The 24,640-nt window shown below is 38.6% G+C and carries 23 protein-coding genes, 1 pseudogene and 1 other annotated feature; of the genes and pseudogenes, 7 read left to right on the top strand and 17 right to left on the bottom strand.

The annotated features are described in order from the left end of the window. Positions 1-19: 19 nt before the first annotated feature. Positions 20-1,030 (top strand): immunoglobulin-like domain-containing protein, encoded by a 1,011-nt coding sequence (locus AC0YOD_RS03950; protein WP_475797922.1) that lies wholly within the window; start codon positions 20-22, stop codon positions 1,028-1,030. A gap of 53 nt (positions 1,031-1,083) precedes the next feature. Here the strand turns inward: AC0YOD_RS03950 and AC0YOD_RS03945 are convergent, their stop codons facing one another. From AC0YOD_RS03945 to AC0YOD_RS03935, 3 genes are all read right to left on the bottom strand, one after another. Beyond that, a complete protein-coding gene (locus AC0YOD_RS03945) occupies positions 1,084-2,349 on the bottom strand; it encodes a nuclear transport factor 2 family protein (RefSeq protein WP_475797921.1) in 1,266 nt (421 codons plus the stop codon). Further along, on the bottom strand, positions 2,342-2,881 hold the full coding sequence (locus tag AC0YOD_RS03940) for an RNA polymerase sigma factor (RefSeq protein WP_475797920.1): 540 nt from the start codon (positions 2,879-2,881) through the stop codon (positions 2,342-2,344). Before AC0YOD_RS03940 ends, AC0YOD_RS03945 begins: the two co-directional genes overlap by 8 nt. Before the next feature lie 150 nt (positions 2,882-3,031). Next, on the bottom strand, positions 3,032-3,700 hold the full coding sequence (locus AC0YOD_RS03935; protein ID WP_475797919.1) for an HD domain-containing protein: 669 nt from the start codon (positions 3,698-3,700) through the stop codon (positions 3,032-3,034). Positions 3,701-4,005: 305 nt separating this feature from the next. Here AC0YOD_RS03935 and AC0YOD_RS03930 point away from each other — a divergent pair, with 305 nt between their 5' ends. After that, entirely contained in the window at positions 4,006-5,391 is a 1,386-nt protein-coding gene (locus tag AC0YOD_RS03930; protein WP_475797918.1) for an APC family permease, read from the top strand. 66 nt (positions 5,392-5,457) lie between these two features. Further along, positions 5,458-6,228, top strand: a complete 771-nt coding sequence (locus tag AC0YOD_RS03925) for an SDR family NAD(P)-dependent oxidoreductase (RefSeq protein ID WP_475797917.1) — start codon at positions 5,458-5,460, stop codon at positions 6,226-6,228. A 131-nt stretch (positions 6,229-6,359) separates the two neighbouring features. Here AC0YOD_RS03925 and AC0YOD_RS03920 read toward each other — a convergent pair whose 3' ends face one another. The 4 genes from AC0YOD_RS03920 to AC0YOD_RS03905 form a co-directional block, all read right to left on the bottom strand. After that, the gene (locus AC0YOD_RS03920) at positions 6,360-7,175 is read right to left on the bottom strand and encodes an aminoglycoside adenylyltransferase domain-containing protein (RefSeq protein WP_475797916.1); all 816 of its coding nucleotides are present in this window, start codon (positions 7,173-7,175) and stop codon (positions 6,360-6,362) included. 157 nt (positions 7,176-7,332) lie between these two features. After that, complete coding sequence (locus AC0YOD_RS03915; RefSeq protein ID WP_475797915.1) at positions 7,333-7,773, bottom strand: GNAT family N-acetyltransferase; 441 nt, start codon at positions 7,771-7,773, stop codon at positions 7,333-7,335. A 51-nt stretch (positions 7,774-7,824) separates the two neighbouring features. Next, positions 7,825-9,318, bottom strand: a complete 1,494-nt coding sequence (locus AC0YOD_RS03910; RefSeq protein WP_475797914.1) for a M56 family metallopeptidase — start codon at positions 9,316-9,318, stop codon at positions 7,825-7,827. Beyond that, positions 9,315-9,695, bottom strand: a complete 381-nt coding sequence (locus AC0YOD_RS03905) for a BlaI/MecI/CopY family transcriptional regulator (RefSeq protein ID WP_475797913.1) — start codon at positions 9,693-9,695, stop codon at positions 9,315-9,317. Before AC0YOD_RS03905 ends, AC0YOD_RS03910 begins: the two co-directional genes overlap by 4 nt. A gap of 158 nt (positions 9,696-9,853) precedes the next feature. Between AC0YOD_RS03905 and AC0YOD_RS03900 the strand changes: the two genes are divergently transcribed. Then, entirely contained in the window at positions 9,854-10,192 is a 339-nt protein-coding gene (locus AC0YOD_RS03900) for a L,D-transpeptidase (RefSeq protein ID WP_475797912.1), read from the top strand. 167 nt (positions 10,193-10,359) lie between these two features. On the opposite strand, the gene asd is transcribed toward AC0YOD_RS03900, so the two are convergent. The 3 genes and pseudogenes from asd to AC0YOD_RS03885 form a co-directional block, all read right to left on the bottom strand. Further along, positions 10,360-11,439, bottom strand: a complete 1,080-nt coding sequence (asd, locus tag AC0YOD_RS03895) for an aspartate-semialdehyde dehydrogenase (RefSeq protein WP_475797911.1) — start codon at positions 11,437-11,439, stop codon at positions 10,360-10,362. 82 nt (positions 11,440-11,521) lie between these two features. Then, positions 11,522-11,782: a binding site (T-box leader), on the bottom strand. Positions 11,783-11,883: 101 nt separating this feature from the next. Next, positions 11,884-12,213 (bottom strand): chaperone CsaA, encoded by a 330-nt coding sequence (gene csaA, locus AC0YOD_RS03890; RefSeq protein ID WP_475797910.1) that lies wholly within the window; start codon positions 12,211-12,213, stop codon positions 11,884-11,886. A gap of 164 nt (positions 12,214-12,377) precedes the next feature. Beyond that, positions 12,378-13,307: pseudogene (locus AC0YOD_RS03885) on the bottom strand (cupin domain-containing protein). A gap of 78 nt (positions 13,308-13,385) precedes the next feature. Between AC0YOD_RS03885 and AC0YOD_RS03880 the strand changes: the two are divergent. Together AC0YOD_RS03880 and AC0YOD_RS03875 are read left to right on the top strand one after the other, a co-directional pair. Next, on the top strand, positions 13,386-14,213 hold the full coding sequence (locus tag AC0YOD_RS03880; RefSeq protein WP_475797909.1) for a response regulator transcription factor: 828 nt from the start codon (positions 13,386-13,388) through the stop codon (positions 14,211-14,213). Between the two features lie 151 nt (positions 14,214-14,364). Beyond that, entirely contained in the window at positions 14,365-15,882 is a 1,518-nt protein-coding gene (locus AC0YOD_RS03875) for a sensor histidine kinase (RefSeq protein ID WP_475797908.1), read from the top strand. Between the two features lie 128 nt (positions 15,883-16,010). Here AC0YOD_RS03875 and AC0YOD_RS03870 read toward each other — a convergent pair whose 3' ends face one another. The 5 genes from AC0YOD_RS03870 to AC0YOD_RS03850 form a co-directional block, all read right to left on the bottom strand. Then, positions 16,011-17,825: an ABC transporter ATP-binding protein/permease gene (locus tag AC0YOD_RS03870; protein ID WP_475797907.1), complete on the bottom strand. Its 1,815-nt coding sequence runs from the start codon at positions 17,823-17,825 to the stop codon at positions 16,011-16,013. Further along, a complete protein-coding gene (locus AC0YOD_RS03865; RefSeq protein WP_475797906.1) occupies positions 17,825-19,771 on the bottom strand; it encodes an ATP-binding cassette domain-containing protein in 1,947 nt (648 codons plus the stop codon). The genes AC0YOD_RS03870 and AC0YOD_RS03865 overlap by 1 nt, the downstream gene beginning before the upstream one ends. Positions 19,772-20,075: 304 nt before the next feature. Further along, the gene (locus AC0YOD_RS03860) at positions 20,076-20,516 is read right to left on the bottom strand and encodes a hypothetical protein (RefSeq protein ID WP_475797905.1); all 441 of its coding nucleotides are present in this window, start codon (positions 20,514-20,516) and stop codon (positions 20,076-20,078) included. Between the two features lie 192 nt (positions 20,517-20,708). Next, a complete protein-coding gene (locus AC0YOD_RS03855) occupies positions 20,709-21,173 on the bottom strand; it encodes an NUDIX domain-containing protein (RefSeq protein ID WP_475797904.1) in 465 nt (154 codons plus the stop codon). Positions 21,174-21,360: 187 nt separating this feature from the next. Further along, the gene (locus AC0YOD_RS03850) at positions 21,361-21,792 is read right to left on the bottom strand and encodes a hypothetical protein (RefSeq protein WP_475797903.1); all 432 of its coding nucleotides are present in this window, start codon (positions 21,790-21,792) and stop codon (positions 21,361-21,363) included. A 189-nt stretch (positions 21,793-21,981) separates the two neighbouring features. Here AC0YOD_RS03850 and AC0YOD_RS03845 point away from each other — a divergent pair, with 189 nt between their 5' ends. Then, positions 21,982-22,773 (top strand): phosphotransferase, encoded by a 792-nt coding sequence (locus AC0YOD_RS03845; RefSeq protein WP_475797902.1) that lies wholly within the window; start codon positions 21,982-21,984, stop codon positions 22,771-22,773. Positions 22,774-22,861: 88 nt separating this feature from the next. Here AC0YOD_RS03845 and AC0YOD_RS03840 read toward each other — a convergent pair whose 3' ends face one another. Both AC0YOD_RS03840 and AC0YOD_RS03835 read right to left on the bottom strand, forming a co-directional pair. Next, the gene (locus AC0YOD_RS03840; protein ID WP_475797901.1) at positions 22,862-23,308 is read right to left on the bottom strand and encodes a DinB family protein; all 447 of its coding nucleotides are present in this window, start codon (positions 23,306-23,308) and stop codon (positions 22,862-22,864) included. Between the two features lie 132 nt (positions 23,309-23,440). Next, positions 23,441-24,637: an MFS transporter gene (locus tag AC0YOD_RS03835; protein ID WP_475797900.1), complete on the bottom strand. Its 1,197-nt coding sequence runs from the start codon at positions 24,635-24,637 to the stop codon at positions 23,441-23,443. Positions 24,638-24,640 lie beyond the last annotated feature (3 nt).

Genomic DNA, 24,640 nt, shown 5'->3' with positions numbered 1-24,640 from the left:
CCTCCCGTTTCCTGACGCCATGAATGTAACAGCCATTATATCATGCGACCTTTCTATTTTACCGATCTCATTCCTTTCAGACAAGCTGCAACTATTGCTTTCTGCTAATCGTCTTGAAAATAAGGGGGTGTTCGTTATTCGTATCATTATTCTTATTATAATCATGCTGCTTACTGCAACGGCTTGTGGACGAAATGATTCAGGGTATAAGACAATAAATAATCATATATCTGGTAACGTTCCGAGTGAAACAGATCAAGAAGTCATACAGTTAAAGGATACCATTGGAAATCCAAATGCACATAAACCTTCTGCGATGCGATCGACCGAAGAGGCGATAAAGCTCGCTGATGAGTATGGTCCTAGAACAGGACGATGGTTTGAGGGTGAGGATGGATTCAATATTCTAAGCTCATATTCCAGCGGAGAACGAGAGTCAGGAAGCACCGTTAGTGCGGGGTTAAGTGAGGTCCCAGAAGGGCGTTCTGTTCGCTTTCAACTAACAAGTCGAGATGATAATGGGAAACGAAAAGCGCTTATTTCAGAGTATGTAACAGAAAGCAGTGATCCAGTCTTTAGCAGAGCAGACTTTAACCCTGTTCTTCCATCCGATCCAAACGTGAACTATTTAGTTAGTGTTGAGATTCTTGGCTCGGATAATGTCGTAGAAGACACCTTCCTGAGTGCCATTTATGTGCCCTATCATGAGCTTAATGCCCGTTTAAGCGTTGAGTCTCCCGCTGCAGGCTCCCAAGAGACAAAGCTGTCGCTTTATAACGCAGGGCCAACCAATCTCTATTTTGGCAAAGGCTATTCTCTTTATAGCAAGGATGGTGAGGACTGGAAGGCCATTAATGATGATCGCGCGGTCATAAGTATCGGTATCTCAGCAAAGCCTGGCGAAACCTATGAGGAAGTCGTCACCTTTCCATACAAACTGCCTCCTGGGCAATATCGCCTTGTTAAAAATATGGATGGTTTTATGACAGATTTATCCGTGCGATTAGCTGCCGATTTCGAATTAAAATAATGATGAGAAATAAAGCCGCCTGCATGACGCAGACGGCTCTGTTCTCTATTCATTTAGGCTTGGTATGGCGGCGGTTCCATCACTTTAAATTGACCGTCTATTTTTTTGACTGTATACGTGAATGTAGAATGTCGGGATTCCGTGTCTCCAACATCAAATAAAGATCCGTCTTCTCTCTTAAACGTAATAACGAAGACATATTCATCATCACTAACTTTTGTTTTTTTAATATATTCATTGTATTTATGGAGATCCGGTATGATTTGCAAATAGGCTTCGAATATCTTCTCCTTATTGGTTCTGTCCGTTTCTGGAGCAAACATTTCCAGCCAATCATAACTTCCTCCATATAACGCTGCTATTGTTTTCGTGTCTCGGTCCGCAATAGCTGCACCATATTTAATCATTGTGTTCTCTGCTTCTTCACCATTTGTATCTGTAAAAGTCATATCTATTACGTTCATACTGTCTCTGCTTTTATCATATCCATAAGTTAACGTGACTCTCCCTATCGTTAAACCGCCCACAGATGCGACCGCTGGAATATCAACTTGCAAAAGATTATTTCTGACATGGTACAAAGAGATATAATTAAAACTAAGATTTTCATACCAGACGCCCGCCTCCGATTCCTTCAATGAATAATTGTAAATATCATCTTTCACTTTAAGCTGCACGCTCACCTTTCCGTTTTCGATCATAATTGATGAGCTTGTGTAATTGGTAACATAGTTGACCGGTACTTCGATCAATAGAGTCTCTAAATTATCAACTTGAAGGATATGCGCTTCTTGCAAGAAAACCCCTGCTCCATGATCTTGAGTTATTACGATTAATAGTTCCTCTATCGAATCATTATTTACGTCTATATATTCCATGCTTGGCGGGAAATCCGGATCCCAAAACTTTTGTTCCCAGTCGAATGATTTCACTAGACCAGACTGATTTTTCACATAAATCTTTGAATAGCTGCCATCCTTCTCATCTTCTTGCTTCACAAAAACTTTTACGCCATCTTCATTTTCTGCTAGCATCATATCTTCATCATTCTGTTCTATAGGAGTCTCTACTAGCTTGTTCTCATTTCCTTGTATCGGATTACCTCTTTCTATAGAAGGAAGCCAGATAAAGAAAGCAATACAGGCTGTAACTATAATCGCAATAGGTACAATCATTCTATATCTATACGAATAAGTTGGTCTTTTCTTTGGGTGATTGATTTCCAGCATTACTTTTTCTTTGTTTTTATGATTGAATTTTTTGTTTTTAAATGGTCTTGCTGATAGGAGATCATCCAGATCCTTATCTAAATTATCCATTTGCACTTCCCTCCTTCATTATTTTCAATAAAGCCTTACGAGCTCGATGAAGTCTCGTTTTTATCGTAGAGGTTGAAATTTGGAGCGTCTCCGCCATCTCTTCCATCGTTAGATGATAGTGCGCGCTTAATACCATCACCTCTCTATATTTTCTAGATAGCTGCATGACCTTCATCCAAATATCGTGAGCAAATTCTTGTTCGAGATATTGATTCTCAGCAGATAATGATTCGGATGAGTCATTCACATTTTGCATCAATATGGTATGTCGAAAAAATGACTTCCGAAGATGGGAATAGGCGCAGTTTCTCGTTATTTTGAGCAGCCATGTTTTTAAAGTCGATTCACCGCGGAATGAAGCAATTGCTTTGTATGCTTTTATGAAAACCTCTTGGGCGATATCATCCGCCAAATCATGCTTTTTCGTTATGAAAAAGGCATATTGCCAAACATCCTCGCCATAGCTCTCCATGATTTGTTCGATATCATAGGTGCCCATCTCCGATACGTATTTATAATGGTTCCCCTCCATCCTCTCACCCTCCTTACTCAAACAGACTTTACGCATCTGTAAAAGGTTCCCTTTTGACGAATTCTTTTTTGAAATGAGGCTTTTATGTATACAAAAGAAAAACCGTCTCCTATTAAGACGGTTAATTGATCGTTTCATTTTTTTAAAAATTCATTCCTCCCCATCCCATTCCCTATTGAATCTCTCTACATACTGCACCATGTATTGATGCCGTTCTTCAGCTATTATTTTTGCAGAGGGTGTATTGATTAAATCCTTAAGTTTAAACAGCTTTTCATAAAAATGATTGATGGCTGTGCTCTTATCATGCCGATATTGCTCCGTAGTCATGGAATTTCGGGGGAGCAGCTCTGGGTCATGAATCGGATGGCCCTTCCAGCCTGCATATAAGAAACATCTCGCAATCGAGATCGCACCAATCGCATCCAGACGATCAGCGTCTTGCACCACTTTACCCTCAATGGTTCGCATAGGCGGATTTTTCCCTGCGTTATAAGACATCGTAGAAATAATTTCTAAAATATGCTTCCCTTCCGCTTCTTGCACAGATTCACGTTCTAGCCATTCCCGTACTTTGCGGAGTCCCGCTTCCTTCGACTCATTAAGCTTTTCATCCGCTACGTCATGAAGTAATGCAGCCATCACGCAAATAAAAACATCTGCACCTTCTTTTTGAGCTAATCGCTCTGCCATTTTTGTCACTCGGTGTACATGCCACCAGTCATGTCCGGTTATGTCATTTACGAGCTCATCTTTGGCGAATTGTTCAGCTGAATGCTTAGCTTGGTCTTGTTTTTTCTCCAATTGATAAAGTTCCATTATATTAATCCTCCCTTTCATTTGAGTTAGTGAATGAAATAAAATATAACATTTATTTATAATTGCAACTTTTTGGGCTTAGGCTCGAAAAATTTCAGTTATATACCATAATATTCATTTAAGTTTCCAATCTTTATAGGAGTCTATTCCTATTAGTTGGCTATATTAATTCTTTAAAGTGTCTTAAGTATGTGATATATATAATATATTATAGATTATTCTAAAAAACGGAAAGGCATGTGATAGGACCAAGGGATAAGATACTAAGACGGAAAATAAAACCAAAAAAAAGCGGGGAATCCATTTTGCAAGTTAACACTCAAAACACGGTAAAGGAAACTTTCACACCAGCAGGTTATCAACAAGAATTACGACGTGATCAAAGCACTTGGCATCTAGTAAGATTCGGGCTTCTATGCATGCTTCCAATCGCTCCTACTCAAGTATGGGCCGCTGCTCATGTGGCAAGTATGGGTATGGCACCACTCGTTTATTTAATTGGAGCATTTGCCATGTTGTTCACAGCTCTAAGTTATAAGTGGATGACCTCAGAATTCCCAGTAGCAGGCTCATCTTACTCTTATGTGCAACGCGGCATGCACCCGTACATCGGATTCCTCGCAGGCTGGTTAATTGTTATGGATTACAGTATCATTCCAGGTTTACTAACCAAATTCTCTACCGTTTGGTTAGGTGCAATAGCGCCTGACTTCCCCATGTGGCTAATCGTTATCGTATTTGTAACTATCGTAACCTTAATCGTAGCCATAAACGGTAAGGTAGCGAACTGGGTAAACAACTTTTTCCTATTCGGTCAGTTAAGTTTAATTGCAATCTTCATTATTTGTGCGCTTAAAGTTGTATTAATCGATGGTCATGGATTTGGCGGGTTCAGCTTCAAACCTTTCTACAATCCTGATACATTCTCCTTCAGCGCTATAGCAGGTGCTGCAACAATTGGTATGCTGGGATTCATCGGTTTTGATAGTATTGCTACGCAATCAGAAGAAGCCAAAAATGCACGTAAAGCAGTTGGTACCTCCGTTATTCTTAGTTTAATCATTATTGCGCTATTGTTCCTCGGACAAGGTTATATGGCTGCTCTTGTACATCCAGATTACACCACACTCGACGAAGGTATGGGTTACTTCGATGTCATTCGTGAAGCAGGCGGAGATTTCCTTTATTACGCATTTATTATTTTGGGCGTCATATTTGTAGGTATTGCCAATGTAATTCCTGTTATGTCTGCCATCTCACGTGTATTGTTCGCCATGTCTCGTGATAACACGATCCCTTTCTCAGGCTTTTTCCAAAAAGTGAATGTAAAATATCAAACGCCAATGAATGCCACTCTCTTTATCGGTGTGTTAAATATCATCGTTGCATTCTTTATCAATCTTGATTTTCTATCCAGACTCGTTAACTTTGGTGCCATGTCCACTTATTTTCTTTTGAATCTTACTGTCATCATTCACTTCCTCTTTAAGAAGAAGCAATACCAAGGCTTTGGGATTGTAAAGTATGGCATTCTACCTCTTATTGGGGCAGGAATCATTGGATTTATTTTCTCGGGATTCGATTCACTAACTTACATTATCGGTTTCAGCTGGTTAGCTATCGGTGCAGTTATATTGATTTCCCGATTAAAATCATTTAAAGATGTTCCTCCCATTATCGAAGAAGTGTAAAGCATTCAAACGCTGGACATTTAACCATCAGCTTAATTAATCCTACATAAAAGGAGTCATATTCACATGAACTTAAACGGTAAAATAGCAATCATCACGGGTGCAGCTAACGCTGAGGGTATCGGATTTGCAATCGCAAAAAAGTATCTTGAATATGGAGCCATCGTTACCATTACAGATATTAATCCCAAAATTCATGATGCAACTGATCAACTAAAAAAATTAACTGGTGGACAAATCACTGGCATTCAAGTCGATGTAACAGACTTTCAAGCAATGTCAGAAGCTATTACTAGCTTGCATGAGAAACAAGGTCGTATCGACATTGTCGTTAATAATGCAGCTGTAAACATTCCTGGCGATAGTATTGAAGCTTCGCTTGAGGAGTGGGATTTGCACTATAACGTTAATGTAAAGGCACACTTTATTATGAGCAAGCTAGTCTTACCTATTATGCGCGAACAACGATATGGAAAAATTATTAATACGGCTTCCGTTAATAGCTATGTCGCTGAAAAACAACTCGTCGTATATATCGGTACGAAAGGCGCAGTACGCCAGCAAACAATGGCTGATGCCCTTGATAATGCCCCTTATGGTATTAATATTAACTGTATTGGAGCAGGGCTTGTAAATACTGGTTTTAACGACCCGCATCATGATAAAGTCGATGGCGGTCGTGATGAAGTTATGAAGCATATTACTGAAATCAACCCTTCAGGTCGGGCTGTTGAAGCCGAAGAGATCGCAAATATGGCTCTATTTTTAGCTAGTGATCTTGCCTCCGGTTGTGTTGGTGGTTACTATCCTGTAGACGGTGGATACAGTATTAAATAGAAGAAACAACGATAAGGAAATCATTATAAAGATGTCTTATATTTCCGACACAAACAGTAAGCAAACAAAAGGAGAAACGCAAATGCGTTTCTCCTTTTGTTTTGAGGCTTCCAACCTGCCCATACCCAATCTCAACACTCTTTAAAGTTATACCGTGCATTGCAATAATCAGTTATGTAGTTAATCAATTGTTGCGTATGCAATGCTCGTTCTTCAGGTGTACGGTAATATGATTCCGCTATACCTTGTCGTATACGTAAAGCTTCGTTAACAATTGAATGCCATTCTAATGGCAGCTGTCCCAGTAGATAGGAGCCACCCTCATCTTTTGTAACAAAACCTTCATGCTCAAGAGTATAAACAATTCTTCCCAGCGTTAATACTGTGAAATCGATCCATTCATCGATAAAAAACAGTTCAAGATTCTTGGCTTTATCGGCCCAATAAACATTTAGATTATAATCCATAGCCATTCGGATATCATCCCAGCTTACATGAATGTCTAATGAATCCACTTCAGGACCAAATACAGAAATCCCATAATGTTTTAAAATCCATGAGGAAGTAATATCCATTGCCCCGGATCTTAACCCTTGAAACTTTCCATAATAGAAGCTTGGGAATCTATCCTCATGGTTATGATAAGATTTATTTAGATGTTCCACGCTTGTATACTGACCTTCAGCCACCATATAGCAGCTATGTTTGACCTTCAGTTCTTCATGGATGAACAGCATTTCTGCAACATCATCGTCTGTCATGCTCGCATTTTGTAATACAACAATAAAATCAATATCACTTTTTTTCTTATTAAATCCATTCAGAGCAATGGAGCCCTGAATGTATAATCCTAATACAGCATGCGGCAACTTGGAACGAAGTAAGTCAGCGAATTCTTGTAACATCGGAGCAATTTCAATAGGAATAAGTGATTGTTTCAATTTCATCCCTCACTTCTTAGGTTCTTATGCTCCTAATCATAAAGGTTTAACAACGTTCAAAAAAGTGAATCTTTCGTGTTCAGTTTTTCCTGTTTTTCAGTAGTTATTGTTCAGCAAGCCCATCCAATTGATGAATCATATCATTTTAAATGAACGAATCGTCTTACTTTATATTTTTATATAAGAAAATTAGTCTTTCTATTTCTTTAAAACCATTCTTCACATAAAATTTCTCTGCTGGTATTCCTCTATTCGTTAATAACGTTATACTTTCGATTCCTTCGCTCTTTAAATATAATTCGATAAAATGGATTAAATTTGAACCTACTCCACTTCGCTGATCATCTAGCTGTACACACATTTCATTTATAAAAAACTCATCACCATTCCACCATTGCTTGCGAAAACCAAAAATGAAGCCTTTCATGATGGTTCCTTCCACAGCAATAAATCCACTAAAACCGGGTGTTTTTATATAGTCTACGAGATATTGTTCTGCCTTCTCTGACGTCCATTTATCATTCCAAGGCTCATTATTAAAAACATTAATAAAAAGACTGATGCATTGCAGTAAGTCCTTACTCTCATAGGGTCTTATATCCATTGTTTTATCAACTCTTTCAAATAATTTGCAAACTTATTTATCTTTGAGAACTTATGCCTTGGAGAATGTGAAAGCTGCTTGTGCTGACATATCAACGTGCCCAGATGTAAAGTTGGCATAATACTCTCCAGCCTTCAAAGGTTTAATAGTAGTGATCGTCCAAGTTGTATGCGCGGGGATAGTCATGATACTTCCTGGAACTACCGTTCCTGTAGGCATGCCATTAGTCATCGTAAATATAAATGATCCTTTACCTGAATTTCTGATCCATAGCACATAGTTTTCATCCTCTTCGCTATTCTTAATAAAATGAGACTGCTGATTACCCGATATAAATGCATCATACTCTTTAGGAAATGAAGGACTATCTCCTTCCATTCTTTCAAAAATTAAATTGCCCTTTTGAATCTTGGTTCCAACCTCGCCTGTGAGAATGGTAGACCCATCAGGCATAAGAGTTCCTGCTTTACCTGAAGAAGATGCTGCTTCCTCGCCTTTGTTGAGTAAACCACTCTGACTTCCTACATAAGCAAACACCGTACTTATACTAGCGACAAATAGTAATAGGGAAATCGCAATGATTCGAACTGATTTTTTGGTTTTAAAGCCCTTTTTTCTCCAGATCATACTGATTCTCCTCTCCAAATATTTCTTGTTCCCGCTAAATGCAGGATACAAGTCAACCTTTTGATTGGCAGCACGCCATAGAACATTCAGTAATAACTCACCATATCTTTTTCTCTCATCATCATTCATGTATTTCACAATTTTCTCATCACAGGACAGTTCACAATAACGATCCAGATCACGTCTTATAAGGTGAAAAAATGGATTAAACCAATGAAGGGAATGGATCAATAACAAGAGGTATTTTAGTAAAATGTCATGTCGCTTATAATGGGTCAACTCGTGAAGTATAATCTGATGATATTCCTCTGAGGTAAAGTCTATGGTGGAAGGTAAAACGATTCTTGGTTCTAATATGCCATAAAGGAATGGAGTATTCGTATAAGGAGATAAGTAGACCTGAATTTCATTTTTTATACCCAGCTTTTGTCTGCATGCCTCAAGTTCATTCGCGATTTGAGGATCTTCGGCCCATTCACATATTTTGAAAATATGACGTTTAAACTTAACATTTCGAAACAGATTTAACCCCATAAACGTTAAGGTACCAGCTATAAAAAAATATGGCATAAGCTCTAAGATTAACGAAACAGCATGGCTTGCACTATGGGCTGCAGTACCGCTTCTTACCTGACTACTCGGAGAAGGCATAGAATTTTGAAAAATGGTACGAATCGGAATAAAGACAGCGCTTGTATCAAAACTTTTGTTTACCGCATGTGTGAAGTCCTCATTGAAATAGGCATACAGTTTGTAAAACGGAATTAGAAAAAATGTACTAAGAATGATGTGCGAGTAATAGAGCCAAGAAGCCGTAAAATGCTTCCCTGTCCACTTGATGAATAGCTTTAAAACGAAGTATAGTACCGTAGCAACGATGGACATGAGGAGTAACGGAGAATAAAACTCTGCCATCATCTTTCTGCCTGCTCTTTCAACCTTTTCATTAATTCTTCTATATCTTCTTTTGTTAAATCATCACCATCACAAAGTGCACTTATCAATCCAGATACTGAACCTCGATGAACATCTTTAATAAACTGCTTCGTTTCAAGATTCAGGTATCCTTGTTCAGTGATGCGAGGCTCATAATGATTCGCTTTTCCGATCCGCGTAGCTATAATCATTTCCTTTTCCATTAAGCGGGCTAAAAAAGTAAGGACTGTACTCTGTTTCCATGCCTTGTCCTCTGGCAGTTTACTAATAATCTCCGAGGTTGTAACAGGTCGTCCAGTTATCCATATGATGTCCATGATTTCTTTCTCAGCTTCAGACATGCGTTGATATCCCATCATGACACTCCTCCCTCTTTTAAATCTTTTCACATCATAAATCTACATCATGTAGTTATATATAAATCTACATCATGTAGATGTAAAAAGTCAACCCCAATAGCTATCTTCACGAATCATCTTCAACATGCATAAATTACTACCATGAAAGGAGTAATCTCATGCCCTATTACCGTATCATCGTCGATTTGTCAGATCGCACGCTCTACTTGCTCGACAACAACACTGTTGTCAATGCCTACCCCGTTGGGATAGGTAGAATGGTGACGGAAACGCCTACTGGTGAATACACCATAATCAATAAACAACCCAATCCTGGTGGACCTTTCGGTGCCTTTTGGATGGGCTTGTCCAAGCCCCATTACGGCATTCACGGCACCAATGATCCCTCATCTATAGGCCATCTTGTCTCCCATGGCTGCATCCGTATGTATAATGAAGATGTTATCGCGTTATCTCAACTTGTCCCAATTGGAACTCGTGTAACGATTCGTCCTTGATTTTCTTATACGAAGCGACCACAAAATGTTGCAAATGATGATGTCATATTCATTGAAAATAGTGACTACTTATGTGGATAAGAAAGCTCATAAAAAAATAGTAACCGGCTGCCACGCAGCCGGTTACATTTATTAATCCCTATCATTCAATCTTCGTGACAATTAGACTAAGGATTAACGTGCAATAAACCACGTTTTAGCATGGATTCAGCAAGCAGAACAGCACCTTTTCCTGCACCCATTTTTGTATTGTGAGAGACCAATACATATTTCACACCGCCAAGGACCGCTTCCTCTTCAAGCCTTCCCATACTCGTTGTCATCCCGCCGCCTAGTTCGCGATCCAAGCGCGGTTGAGGGCGAAATGGATCATCAAAAATATGAATCATTTGCTCAGGAGCTGAATGAAATGGACTGTTCTCGAATGGATTATAACGATTGATTACTTCTTTAATTTCAGATAAATCTGCCTGTTTCTTCAGACCAACAAACACGGATTCCGTATGACCTTCTAATACATTCGCTCTGGTACATATACAATTGATATTAATATCTGATGGCGTAATCCCGTCACTGGAATATTCTCCGAGTATTTTCAAGAGCTCCTTTCTAACCTTCTGCTCTTCGTTCGGTATATATGGAATTATATTATCCAAGATATCTAATGAACGAACTCCGGGACTTCTTCCAGCTCCGCTAAGCGATTGCATAGATACCATCAGTACATTATTAATGCCAAAATGCTCATGCAATGGCTTCAACGTAATCGCTAGTCCAGTAACCGTGCAGTTGGGAACCGGAAGAACAAAGCCATTCCAACCGCGTTCACTCTGCTGCTTGCGAATGAGCTCGGCATGATCATCATTGACTCCAGTAATAAGTAGCGGAGTATCATCAAAATAACGAAATGCTGACGCCGTCGAGAATGTTGGCGTCGTTTGGGCAAACCAAGGCTCCAGCTCTTTTGCCAGATCGGATTCAATTGCGGTGAAAATAACATCTACAGAATCTGGTTTGAATTCTTTCGAGGAAACGACAGGAACATCCAGCATATCTTCGGGAATAGGCGAATTCTGTATCCATCTCGATGATCCATCCGATTCAAGTAATGCTTCTTTGTAGGTATTCAACGTTCTTGATGTGACCATAATGACAACTTCAAAATTTGGATGATTGGATAATGCCTGTACAAACTGTTGTCCTGCCATTCCAGTTGCTCCAACTACTGCTGCTTTTAAACGTGACATCTTACACACTCCTCAAATGATTTAAATTATTTTTGTATAACGATCCAACAAATAAAAAAAATCTCACCCCCAAGAATATATTCTTAGGGACGAGATTTGTATGCTCGCGGTACCACCCGGATTTGCAAATATGTCGCCATATCTGCCTCTTCAAGTACGTCATCTTAATAAAAAGATGGTTATACTCTAGCTCTATAACAGGAGCACCTGTTACACCATCCCCTCTCCGGTTCCGATGTACTGCTCAGAGGCTTTCTTCAATAATTAATTCTTCACTCCTTTTCAGCTGACGGAGCTCTCTGTGGAAGAACGCTTTATTTACTTTTCTCTTCATCGCATTTAATAAAATAATTTAAATATTATAAATATTTGATATAGGATACCAAATATTCGAAATAGAGTAAAGATCTTTTTGTTTCGCTTATTCATTCTTCTCATCAAGGGCTACGCGATTGGTGTCCCATTTTCGACGAAAACATCCGGTTTTAAGAGCACTACATCACCGTCTTGTGGCGTACCACCGATTACTAATACCTCAGATTTAAATCCAGCGATGCGTCTAACTGGAAAGTTAACGACCGCGACTACTTGACGACCAATTAGCTGTTCTGGTGTATATCTTTCTGTTATTTGAGCAGAAGAGTGTTTAATACCAATCTCTCCAAAATCAATCTCTAATTTGATTGCAGGTTTTCTTGCTTCAGGAAAAGGCTCCGCATGGACTACTGTACCGACACGAATATCTAATTTCATAAAATCCTCAATGGTTACCACGTATGCTACCTCCAGTATCTGTCTTTACGTATTTATTTCATTAATGCTATTTTCTAGCCACATAATAGTCAAGATAATAAATAACTATAATCAACTTTACCAAACAAAACGAAACAGACTACCGATACTTCGGCAGCCTTTTCTTTTGCATTCTAATCCAAACTTTATTTAGGGTAGTAGGAAAAACCCGGATATTTGACGACTGGCCATTTCTCCTTGCGCAGTGCATCCAACAAATCCGCGCCTACATTCAAATTACTCCCTACCAATTCACGAGGGGTCAGCGCCATCCATTGGTTTCACGACACATCAACAAATCGGTCACTCTTGAACATCTCCAAAAAACATAATGTTTGTTATTTCATTGGCGTTTGCGCCAAGAGTTCATGCTTGAAGCTTTGTGGAATTGTACCGTAGGGGGACTGGACTTTCTGACTATCCAAAGACCCGGGAACTTCGTCTTGATAAATATATACCTGCTCTGATGGAATGCTGTTAAATACATTCTCCGGTACGCCGAAATTAGCAGACAGAACATCTTTTGGCGTATGAGCAAACCAATCGGAAATGGACAAGGTATTCAAATCTGAAAAGTTCCCATCATCAAAGACGAGTAAAAACTCGCAGCCCCCTTCGAGTCCCTGAATCGAATGTGGAATACCTGGTGGAAAGTACCACAGATCGCCCGGACCGACGTCAGCTATAAAATTACGCCCCTCTTGATCGACCGAGGTTATGCGTGCCTGGCCTAGCAGCATAAAAGACCATTCTGCTTGTTGATGCCAATGAAGCTCACGCACGCCACCAGGGGTTAAACTCATATTTACGCCTGCAAGTGTGGTCGCGATAGGCAGCTCTCTTACCGTGATCTCTCGGGACCACCCTCCGTCGTTTAAGGTCATAGTCGTATCCGAAAAAGAAAATTTCAAATTTGGAAGTAAGCCAGCATCCGTTGCAGGCGGAATGAACATATTAGGGTTTTCAAGATCGCGTATAATATCACGGGGGCCAAGATCGATTCCCCCTGCTCCATCATTTCTAATGGGCTGCGGTACTTGTTCAAATTTCCCCTTAGCCCCAGATTGATTTTCCATCCGTCTCATTCCTCTCAATAGAGGTTTTTTAAGCTATCGCAATACAACACAATAATATATGAGACAAGAGCAGTGCATATGACATTAGAAATGGAGCATTTCGTTGCAATTATAGGAGTCTATCCGCATAATTGTAACTGGAGGGCACTTAAGTTTTTCAACCAAAGTAAGGCCCGCTCACAACCAAACGACTACGAGCTAATAGACGGGAATGAATTTATCTTGGCGAAGCAGCCCTTAATACTAATTGTTGAAGATGAGCCTCGGATGAGAGAATTAATTGCAGATTATTTGGAGGAAGATGGATTAGCAAATATTCAAGCAGCAAACGGTCATGAGGCGCTTGAACATGCACGCCGAACCCCGCCTGATCTAGTCGTCCTTGATATTATGATGCCAGGCATCGATGGTTTCGAAGTATGCAAACAGCTTCGCAGAAATTCCCAGACGATCATTGTCATGTTAACAGCTAGAGGAAGAGAAGAAGATAAATTGTATGGGTATGAATTAGGTGCTGATGATTATGTCACGAAACCATTTAGCCCTAAAATACTGATGGCAAAAATAAAAGCCTTATTAAGCCGGTGGGCTCCTTCTGATGCGTCCGTACAACTAAAGGAACAACAGGATTTAGTCGTAAACGAAGAAGCCCATGAAGTTCACGTAAATGGTCAACTGCTCGAATTGTCACCAAAAGAATACGAGCTGCTGCTGCTTTTCACCCAACATCCCAATAGTGTGTTTACAAGAGATGCCCTACTAAATCGCATATGGGGAATGGATTATTTCGGTGATTCCCGTACTGTTGATACGCAAATCAAACGTCTACGCAAAAAACTGGGAGACAAATCGGAATGTATTCAAACCATTCGTAACATTGGTTACAAATTTCAATATAAACCATGAGGTTAAGATGAGAAAAGAACGTTTGTATTTCAAAATATTTTGGGTTACTTTAATCGCTTTGATTTTATTTACCATATTATGGTTGGTGATGCAAACTAAATTTTTCGGCACTTTTTATATCCAGCAAAAGTCAAATGAACTAACGCAGCAAATGGAAAAGATATATAACAAGTACGCTGAGGGTGTCTATGAACTCAACGTCAAGCCAGAAGAAGTCATTAACTTTGAACAACATTTCTATGGCTTAACTGCTACCTTGTACAAGCAAGGAGATAGGATCGAAGTGTATGTTGGCGGTTACGAAGCCATTCCCGCCACCGTTGTAACGCCCTCAATCGGGCGGCCTAATTACGATATTCGCATACATTCTGATGAGCAAGCAATCATTCAACCGCCTTTGGACAATAAGAGCATTGAAATTCAGCCACTCTTTCCGGCAACCTATATTAACCCCTATAGTGAACGACTATTGAGTACACTGACTATATGGTTGCAAAATAACGACCGGTTCAGCAATCTCTCCATAACAGGAGAGATCGTTGTGATGAACATACCAACACTTAAAACTGAGAGCGAGAACATGCTGATCGCTGCCGTAAAGCTCCCGAACAGCGTAAACCGTATTGGCGGAGATGCTTATTTGATCACACTGGCCACACTTCAGCCTGTGGGCGATGCCGTTCAAGTCATGAGCCGCTTTTATATTTATTTTTACGCGCTCGCCGCAATTCCAATTTTACTGTTTGCCTATTTCCTTTCACGTACAATCACATCGCCACTGATGCAGTTGAACAAAGTTGCCAAACGTTTAGCGAAGCTGGATTTCTCCGCAGCTATACGAATGAATCGGAAGGATGAAATTGGACAGCTTGGAGAGACGATGAATAGTCTGGCTCGTAATTTACAACAAACTATGGCTGATCTGCAGGAAGCGAATAGTAAATTGCAGGCAGACATCGAGAAAGAAAAGCAGGATGAAAAACTGCGCAGGCAATTCGTAGCAAGCGTCTCGCATGAATTACAAACCCCGGTCAGCTTGATTCAAGGGTATGCAGAAGCACTCAAAGACAATGTCGCTCATGGATTGAAACGAGATAAATATGCAGGAGTAATCATGGAGGAATCCGAGAGAATGGCACGTCTGGTGAATGATTTGCTAGACCTGTCCCAATTAGAAAGTGGTCGTTTTGCGCTTCATTGGTCAAACGTTCCGTTGCAGGAAACAATCAACTCTGTATTCCAGAAATTAACCCCACTCTTGTGTGAGAAATCGATTCATCCCCAGTTGCTAGGACTTGATACGGAAGAGCAATGGGTTCGATCCGATCGTCAGCGGCTTGAGCAAGTGTTGATAAACCTGCTGGGCAATGCTATACGGCATGCACCCTTTCATGGACGTTTGGAAGTACGGGCGACACTAGAACAGGCTTCAGTACGTTTAGAAATCAAAAACGAGGGTTCGCCCATTCGTGAAGAGGATTTGCCTTATATCTGGGACACCTTTTACAGAGCAGATAGCTCAGGCAGTCGCGAATTTGGTGGTACGGGAATCGGGTTATCCATAGTAAAAGCTATTTTGCAGCGACATGAAAGCCAGTACGGCGTGCGTAATGAAGAAGGCAGCGTAACCTTTTATTTTACACTTCCTCTCTACCCAGTCATCGATTAACACTTACCTTTCTTTTGATAGCTTTGCAAAAAAAAGTCTAAACACCTTTCAATTAAGGTGTTTAGACTTTTTAAGTTAATCACTGAATTGTAATATTTCTTGCCACAAAAGCAACTCATGCTGTCTTCTTATTTTCTAAGTGCCTCTGCTGGCTCCGTTGCAAGCAATTTCCGACTTACAATCGTACTTAGGAAAAGAATGATTAGAAAGGTTGAACAAATCGTAACCACAATTTGGAGGGGTTGTATATTCATATTTCCTCCGAGGAGAAGACTATAAATATAATTAATGGCGAAAAACAAACCTATACTAAACACAGTTGATGTACAAGATAATAGTATATTTTCTACAGACAAAATCCTTCTAATCCAACTCTTGTGATAGCCAAGCGCTGCTAAAAGTCCTATTTCTCGATACCTTGCATTTGAGTGTTTGGCCAGTAAGACAACACTAATAAACAAGGAGATAAATAAGATGAGAATAGATACGGCAAGAAAGAGCTTCTTTAAAAAGTTAAACGTGATTTCAAGTGCTGCGACCTGCTCCGCTGCCGTTTTTGAAGAAATATGTTGTTTGGTTAACGCCTCTGTTACCGATACAATATCCGAAAATCGGATCACATCATATGAAATTGAAAAAGGCTTCTCTTCTCCAACACTATCATACATAGATTGTTCTCTATCCGCACTGACGAAAAAATCATCATAACCCGCATTGAAAATGCCGCTGATTGTAAGAGGGAAGCTGCTCTCCTTATATTCAAGTACGATTGTTTTTCCGATTAACTCATTGATGTTATTCGTAAATTTCTTTCCAACACTTGGCGTAATGGCAACCTCATCTTCTCCATATCTCGGCATTATTCCATAAGACATATTTCCAGTTGCCTTGGGCATTGGAATTTTTTCTTCAAAACGAACCGACTTATCGTTGAAAGAAAGTGTTAAATCCTTCATTACATACTGATAATAGACATTTTCAATTCTACGATCTTCACTTAATAAGAGATACGGATCTTTACCCTTTCCTAATGCTATGTACCCGTTATTAAATGCTGTGTTTTTCTGTTTAAATTGTTCTATAGACTGACTCATCATGTTGCTGGAAGAAAGCGAAACGATAAATAACGAAATGCCAAGTGCAATAACCAAGCCAATCGCAATATAGCGAAAAAGATGTACTCGATAATTTTTAACAGCTCGCTTCAATATGGAAACGATAGCACGTTCATGGACATCATGTTTTTTTGCTTGCGTTCCTACAGATGTTTTATTAACTGATTTTGGTTGTGATGAGACAACTTCAATCTTCCCATTTACAATGGATATGACCTCATCCGCCCACGTACACAGCTTTCTATCATGAGTGATGACGACTACCAGCCGATCTTCGGATAACTCCTTTAAAATATCCATAATTTGAATGGATAACTCTCGATCAAGCGCTCCAGTTGGTTCATCTGCTAATAAAATTTGTGGATTATTCACAAGTGCTCTTGCAATCGCGACGCGCTGTTTTTGCCCACCTGAGAGGTTTTCCACCTTTGCATCCGCTTTGGTTTCTATTCCAAACTTTGTAATCAATGCTAATGCTCTTTCGACATTTTCTTCTAGTGGAGCCCCATTTAATTCCGCTGCTAATAAAATATTTTCTAAAACCGTATAACCACTAATTAAATTGTAGCTTTGAAACACAAAACCGATATGCTTTTGCCGAAAATGACAAAGCTCTTCCTTTGTCATGGCTGTGATTTGTTCATTGCATACCGTAATCGATCCCTTATATTTGGTATCAAAGCCGGCAAGCAAGTTTAGAAGCGTGCTTTTCCCACTGCCTGACGCCCCTAGAATACAGGTTATTCCTGTATCTCTTAATTGATAGCTAATTCCATCTAGTACCGTTTGATTGCCATACTTTTTGGTTATTCCATCTAATGAGATCATCAGCGGTCACCTGATTTTAAAGACTTAAATATATTTATAGTAGGAATAAATATCGAAGTAACCATTCCACACAACATACAAATGAGAAGAACCAATCCACCTTCTATAGCAAATGTCTTTACATTCAAAATGCTAGAACCGTTAAACGAGTTCATTGCCTTATTAATAAGCGGAGAGGCTGCTGCAAATAATCCCATTGCAGCTAGTCCAACAAACACATATTCTACAAATGTGATCTTAGTCATATTTCCGTTACTGAAACCGTTTATTTTATATATCGCATATTCCTTTTTACGCATGATGGCAGTCATAAATGATATCGCAATAGAAACAATAAGGGCGAGATTACTGATTACAAGGACAGCTGAACCCGATTGTTCTTTGGCCTGATCATTTAGTCGAACCATATCCTCCACAAGCTCGAATCTTCCCATTGGGACAATACCCTTTGCTAACAGCTCATCCTTTAGTGAAATCATATCCGCAGGGCTATTTGCTCGCATTGAAAAATTAGCCGCCGTGGACGCTATATCCGCCTGTTTTCGCATTTCTAAAATAGACGATTTACTGAAAAAGAAAGAGTCATCAATCGCGTATTCGATAACCTTACCCTCATACTCGACTACAGCTGTTGTATCCGCTACGCCAACGATCTTCGCACTCGTACTTACAGGCATTTCAACAGGCTCTCCAGTACTCCAATTGAAAATTGTACCGGTTAAATCAATGGTTTTACCAATTAGGTCTTTATTTACAACACCTAAAATATCAGCCAAGCTGCTTGAAACCACAACCTCATTTCCATCACCAGAAGGCATTTTACCTGTTAGAAGCTTTTTAAATACGGGGACACTATTTGATGTTTCTATTTGATGCTCTTTCCCGTCAACGACCACCTTGATTTTACCTAATGCCTGAGCAAGCACCACATGCTTCACCCGTTCGTCCTTAAGATACTTATCATAAAGACCTTGGATATCCTGATTCACATCTACATTTGGTTTTTCCTCTTTTTCTGATCCACTTGAACCAGCCGCACTCATGAAGCTGGACGCAAGATCAATATCTAACAGCCCCTCGCCAATCTTGCTATAAAGCTCGTCAAAGCCATCTTGACTAGCTTCTTTTATACTGCCAGATACATTGAGCAGCAGGAAGCTTGTTGACACAAGTACGGCTAGAGCTAGGACTGCATATCTGCTCATTTTACGTTTCATGTTAGTCATCGATACAGAAAGCGCACTTTTCAGTGACAACTCTGACTTTACAATCATCTTTGTTGTTATCTTTTTTACTTGTTCTCCTGTCGTTTCTGAAACCATCTCACCTTTATCCATCTCAAAAATATGACTATGGCTATCCAGCATCGAGTTGTCATGTGTTACGATAATAACTGTTCGTGTTTTTGCAATTTGCTTTAAAATACCTATAATAACAGCAGCAGATTTCGGATCAAGAGCGGCTGTTGGCTCATCAGCTATCATAACCTCTGGATTTTTCACAAGCTCTCTAGCAATAGCGACCCGCTGTTTCTGTCCTCCTGATAATGTTCTTACCTTTTGTGTTGCTAGTTCGTTAATTTTCAGTTGCTTCATTATTTTGTTTATAAGCTCATCGGAAATGGTTTCATTTAAATAAAGAGGAATTTTGATATTATCGAACACACTTAAATCCTCAATTAAGTTAAATTCTTGCCACACTATACCCAATTTTTGATTGTAAAATTCGTTCTTTTCCTTTGGAGTAAATGCTTTCAAGCTTTGTTTATTGTAATAAGCCTCCCCTGTAAAATCCTGATCCAAGCCAGCCAATATTTTGAGAAGCGTCGTCTTCCCACTTCCTGAAGGACCAATAATAAAGTTAAGTCCACCTTTGACTTCAATAGAAATATTTTTCAATGCAAACTCTTGACCGAATAACCTCGTTACATTTTTTATTTCGAACATGATTATTTCTCCAATCTTTTTTTGTAATGGCAGGAATACTATTAATCATTCACCTAGCTCAGACTGTAGAGCCTACCCTCTCATACTATAAAGCAGCAATGTGGCAACTAGGTGGCAACTGCTATCAACTTTATATTTCATTTTATATATATAAAAAAAAGAGATGGTGCATAGAGAACACCATCTCTTTTTTCCTTTATTTTGTTGGTCAAATTGCATATCTAAGCTTAGTTCGAGGAAATGAGTTACATAGAAAAGAATGGGCTACCTTTTAGCCGATTACATGATTTCAATCGCTATTAGTTTAAACATTTCTGTATTCATCAGGGTATATTTCTGCCTGCTCTAGTATAATCCAATAATTCACCTCATCATATCCTTTTACTCTTGAAGTCAATAAATGTCGTGGGTATAACCATTTTGCCGGTGTAGTTGCTCGGCAATATTCGTAATCAGTGACACCAATTGCATTATGATTAAATAGGTTTATGATTATTCCATGCGGATAAAACATTTCAATGAAGCCTTCCACTTGCATCCCTATCGATAGTGAGGCTTTTACTGAATTCCATTCTTTATTTAAAGTATTGAGATAATTAGTCCATACCTTTTCAAATTCTATTTGTGTTATAGATAAATAACTAGAATCATGATAATCAATTGCTTGATCTGATAAAAAGCCGTCTCTATTTGATGATAAATAACCACCTGTTTTGAATACTAAAATTTGTCTAACAGCATCCAACTGGTCATCCACCTCAAAAAAACATTCCCCTTCACTAATTATGCTCTTCAAATATCGCAATAAAAAATCCCCTTTATAGCTAATTACTTTGATAAAATATTCAATCTATGCCCATATTAAAAGCAGGTTCAACTCTTTTATACTCAATCAATTTGTTAGGTACAATCTCACCTTCTCGATTCAAGAGTTTAACTATTGCCATTTCATCTCGCTTTTACTATTTTCATTCCAGACTCCAAATCCTTCAGAGAACTTTTTGTCAAAAAACATAGGCAGTCTCTCTTTCAAGCCATCTGCGAGTGAGAGAGTCTCTAATTCATTTTTATCTACCCAAAAAAGGCTGCCCTCTTCTGTTTTCTCTAATAACTTTCCACTAAAAACATCGGTTCTATAACTAAATACCATATATTTATCACCAGTTTCATCATTAAACCAATAGATGATCCCACATAACTCTAGATTAGATATCGTTAAACCCGTCTCTTCTTTTATTTCTCTAATTGTTGAATCGACAATACTCTCACCATCTTCAATATGGCCTCCTGGAAATGAGATCCCTTTCCATGATTTTATTCGATCCTGCACTAAGACTCTATCAGTTGCTTTATCATAAACCATACACATGTTAGTCATTTCAACCTTCGGCAAGCTTCCCATCTCCTAAGATTCCTATTTTTGGACTCTCATGATTGTATAACAATATCCATTAGGTGGAAATAGCAGAAAAACAATGGTTTAATCATGAAAGCAATGATAATAAACAATGAAAAGGGCAGTCCCTATGGACTGCCTTTTCCCATGATGAATAGATTAAAACTAGCTCAAAACACTAAATGAGTTACATTCACTTATCCCGGTTCATTTCATAATAGTTTCCATCCCATAAAAAAATCATCGTTTGATCATCTTTAATAATTAAAAAACTGCCAGCATGTGTCCAATTTGTTATTTCTACCGTTTTTACTGAATTCGCTTTGATTCCAATATCACTTAGTTGAGTTCTGTACTCGTTTAAAAAATCATCTTTCGTTATTTCTTGTTCTTTATATTCTGGTTTTAACGTTTCATCTTTACCAAAGATGGCTTTTTCATTGTTATAAGTCGCTTTCAATCCAATTAAACTATTATCAACAGAAGTTGAAATAGGCGTAGAACCAACGACCTTATGCACTGTCCAATTACCAAAGTAGGATGGCTTATTTGGTTTGGTATTGCTGCAAGAACTAATTATCAAAACAACTAAAAGCAGTGAAGCGCAGTAAAATATTTTTTTCATAAGTAACCTCCATTTAATAACCGCCGCTACCATTAAAACGGAGTTCAAGCCTATTATGTTGCTTTTATTGTCGCATAGAAAAGATCATAACTAGTTGTCTATACTCAGCCTAAGAAACCTATGATACACTAAGTTTATAAAAATTTTCCAAATTAATAACTGCATTACATAAGAATAGGAGCTGCATATATGCCTAATCGTTCAAATGAGGAAATGCTAGCTGGTGGAAATGTCTCAAAGGTATATAAGTCTGGTAAAACAGTTAGACGAGAATTAAAGTCAGATAGCAAAAGAATTCATGCACTGTTAAAACATCTCGATAACAAAGGATACGATTATGCACCCAAATACCTTGGCATAGATGAACAAGGAAGAGAAATTCTATCATTCATCGAAGGAGAAGCCGGTAATTATCCTTTGAAAAAATATATGTGGTCAGATGATGTCTTACAAGAAATTGCGAAAATGCTCCGTCTTTATCATGATTCAGTTAGTGACTTTTCAATTGATGATAGTTGGCAATCCTTAGATAACACACCACAAGTTGCAGAGGTATTATGCCATAACGACTTTGCAGTGTACAACATTATTTTTTATAACGAAAGACCAGTAGGTATTATTGATTTTGATGTAGCTGGACCTGGTCCACGACTTTGGGATATTGCTTATACGCTTTACACTTGCGTTCCATTAAGTAGATTTCATCTTACTGAAACAGGTGAAAAGGTATATTATGATTCATTTCAAGATGCTAGCCGTATTAAAAATAGAGTTAAATTGTTTTTTGATTCCTATGGTGAACAATTTACAGAAGCTTATTTAGAAATGGTACTACTACGATTAGAAGGATTATGTAAAACAATTACAAGATGTGCGAGCGAAGGCAACCTTGCTTTTCAAAAGATGATTGATGAAGGTCATCTTGAACATTATCAAAATGATATTATATTCATTTCTGAGCAAAGGAATGACTGGACTTAACTCTTTTAAAGTAAATAAAAAAAAGGCTGCCAATATCTTTTAGATAATTGGAAGCCTTCTTATATATTGGTTGACCTTAACTGATCATCTATCTTACAAATGAAATATAATCAAGACTAACCGGTTCATAACCATCTATTCGAAGTCTTGCGTTAATTTGACCACGATGGTACTGACCGTGCAGCGCTACATGAATTAATATATCTCGTATAGAAGTCTTAAATTCTTCACCCTTACTATTTTTATATGATAATAAGTTATCAAGGTCAGTTTCTGCTAGCTTAGCGAAAAATGCTTTGAAGTCTACTTCATTTTGTTGAATCAATTTCTCACAGACTATCAAATCACCATCCGACCAGATAGGCAGATGTGAACTATCCAATCCATTTAATCTAGTTGCCCATACATGTTCGGCATTTAGAATGTGTGAAAACAAACGCAATTGCTGCTTCTCAATCTCAACATGTTGCAAAGTTTCTAAAATACGTTGATTAGACCAGTATACATGTTCAAACATCTTTAGGATTGTTTTCAATAATCTCGCCTCCAACGTTATCAAATACTTATTCTATATAACTTCTATAAAAAGGAATTCTACCCTGCAACCGTTTATAAAGCAGAGCTATTTATTTCAAATACATAAGATGGTTTAATAGTCCCCGCAGGTTTAAGGGTTGAATCTATCTTTTTTAATAGTCGAATTATTCGTACTTCTTCGAACATGAAGTAAACAAAGAAACATGAATAATGCACAAACAACGATTACCCAAATCGACATTATCGTTTGAAAATGATCCATACTCCACCCAATTAGCAAGGGTAATACCGCTCCGCCAACTCCACCTGAAGCAATAAGTATGCTCGTTGTTTGTTTGGTATTGCCCATAAAAACACGATTGGCTAATACAATAACAATGGCAAAGATCCCTGATAGAGAAAGTCCGATCAACAAGACAATTACGAATGCTGCAATAATGTTTTGGACTAGAGCCATACAAATAAGAAAAATAATAGCACCTAATGTACTGACAATAAGAAATCCGATATAGTTAAATTTTTCGGCAATGACTCCTGAGAAAACTCGGCCAATAACCATAGCGATCCAAAAAAACGTAACTGAAAGTGTAGCATTAGATGTATTCAGGTTAAAATGTTGAACAAATATGGACGGAAGGAAATTAATGATACTTGTTTCAACTCCAACATATAGAAATACGAAACAAATAAAGAAAGCAAGTTTAGAAAAACTTAACTGAAGTTTACTCGTTTTGTCGGAGCTATCATTTCCCTCTGACTTACTATGAAGCGATACCATACTGCCATAATCATGACTAACATTTTTATTGCCCCAAAGAGCCAAGTTAATGATTGCAAATACAATAACGATCGCAAAAGACCAATTCCAATCATTTTGAGCGATCATGATGCTGGACATTATCGGCATGAGCAAAGCTCCGATACCATAAGCAACCTCTAATCTACTCATCGTTACAGCTCCATTATTAGTGGATTCCAATAAGAGAGTTCCTATAGCTGTTTGTGTCATTCCAAAGCCAAACCCATTCAAAGCTGCGAGCAGCATAACTAGGTACCAATGCGGTTGGAATAATAATGAGCCATGTACGACTACTAGACTGAACATTCCTAACCATACCGTTAGTTGATAACCCAGACGTTGCGACGCTTTAGGTGCAATTAAAACGCCAATGAAAAAACCTGTAAATTGTGAGAAAACCAATTGTCCGCCACTGCTATAACTCCGACCGTAATCTTGCAGCATTTCCGGTAACAAAGCACCCAAAACAACAGTTGCAAGTCCTATCATAAAATAGGCTGCACAACCTATCCAAACCAATCGTTTCATCCA

Source organism: Paenibacillus sp. J31P13 (genome assembly GCF_056269295.1).
This window is presented reverse-complemented; position numbering and strand designations above follow the sequence as displayed.

Coding starts and splice junctions, on each gene's coding strand:
- AC0YOD_RS03920 (WP_475797916.1), bottom strand. CDS start 7,175: ATGAAATTGAAACAATCACTTATTCCTATTGAAATTGCTCCGATGTTA.
- AC0YOD_RS03940 (WP_475797920.1), bottom strand. CDS start 2,881: ATGGAGGGGAACCATTATAAATACGTATCGGAGATGGGCACCTATGAT.
- AC0YOD_RS03915 (WP_475797915.1), bottom strand. CDS start 7,773: ATGGATATAAGACCCTATGAGAGTAAGGACTTACTGCAATGCATCAGT.
- AC0YOD_RS03850 (WP_475797903.1), bottom strand. CDS start 21,792: ATGAAAAAAATATTTTACTGCGCTTCACTGCTTTTAGTTGTTTTGATA.
- AC0YOD_RS03900 (WP_475797912.1), top strand. CDS start 9,854: ATGCCCTATTACCGTATCATCGTCGATTTGTCAGATCGCACGCTCTAC.
- AC0YOD_RS03905 (WP_475797913.1), bottom strand. CDS start 9,695: ATGATGGGATATCAACGCATGTCTGAAGCTGAGAAAGAAATCATGGAC.
- AC0YOD_RS03935 (WP_475797919.1), bottom strand. CDS start 3,700: ATGGAACTTTATCAATTGGAGAAAAAACAAGACCAAGCTAAGCATTCA.
- AC0YOD_RS03910 (WP_475797914.1), bottom strand. CDS start 9,318: ATGATGGCAGAGTTTTATTCTCCGTTACTCCTCATGTCCATCGTTGCT.
- AC0YOD_RS03950 (WP_475797922.1), top strand. CDS start 20: ATGAATGTAACAGCCATTATATCATGCGACCTTTCTATTTTACCGATC.
- AC0YOD_RS03875 (WP_475797908.1), top strand. CDS start 14,365: ATGGAAAAGATATATAACAAGTACGCTGAGGGTGTCTATGAACTCAAC.
- AC0YOD_RS03945 (WP_475797921.1), bottom strand. CDS start 2,349: ATGGATAATTTAGATAAGGATCTGGATGATCTCCTATCAGCAAGACCA.
- asd (WP_475797911.1), bottom strand. CDS start 11,439: ATGTCACGTTTAAAAGCAGCAGTAGTTGGAGCAACTGGAATGGCAGGA.
- AC0YOD_RS03835 (WP_475797900.1), bottom strand. CDS start 24,637: ATGAAACGATTGGTTTGGATAGGTTGTGCAGCCTATTTTATGATAGGA.
- AC0YOD_RS03845 (WP_475797902.1), top strand. CDS start 21,982: ATGCCTAATCGTTCAAATGAGGAAATGCTAGCTGGTGGAAATGTCTCA.
- AC0YOD_RS03925 (WP_475797917.1), top strand. CDS start 5,458: ATGAACTTAAACGGTAAAATAGCAATCATCACGGGTGCAGCTAACGCT.
- AC0YOD_RS03870 (WP_475797907.1), bottom strand. CDS start 17,825: ATGATCTCATTAGATGGAATAACCAAAAAGTATGGCAATCAAACGGTA.
- AC0YOD_RS03880 (WP_475797909.1), top strand. CDS start 13,386: ATGACATTAGAAATGGAGCATTTCGTTGCAATTATAGGAGTCTATCCG.
- AC0YOD_RS03855 (WP_475797904.1), bottom strand. CDS start 21,173: ATGGGAAGCTTGCCGAAGGTTGAAATGACTAACATGTGTATGGTTTAT.
- AC0YOD_RS03865 (WP_475797906.1), bottom strand. CDS start 19,771: ATGTTCGAAATAAAAAATGTAACGAGGTTATTCGGTCAAGAGTTTGCA.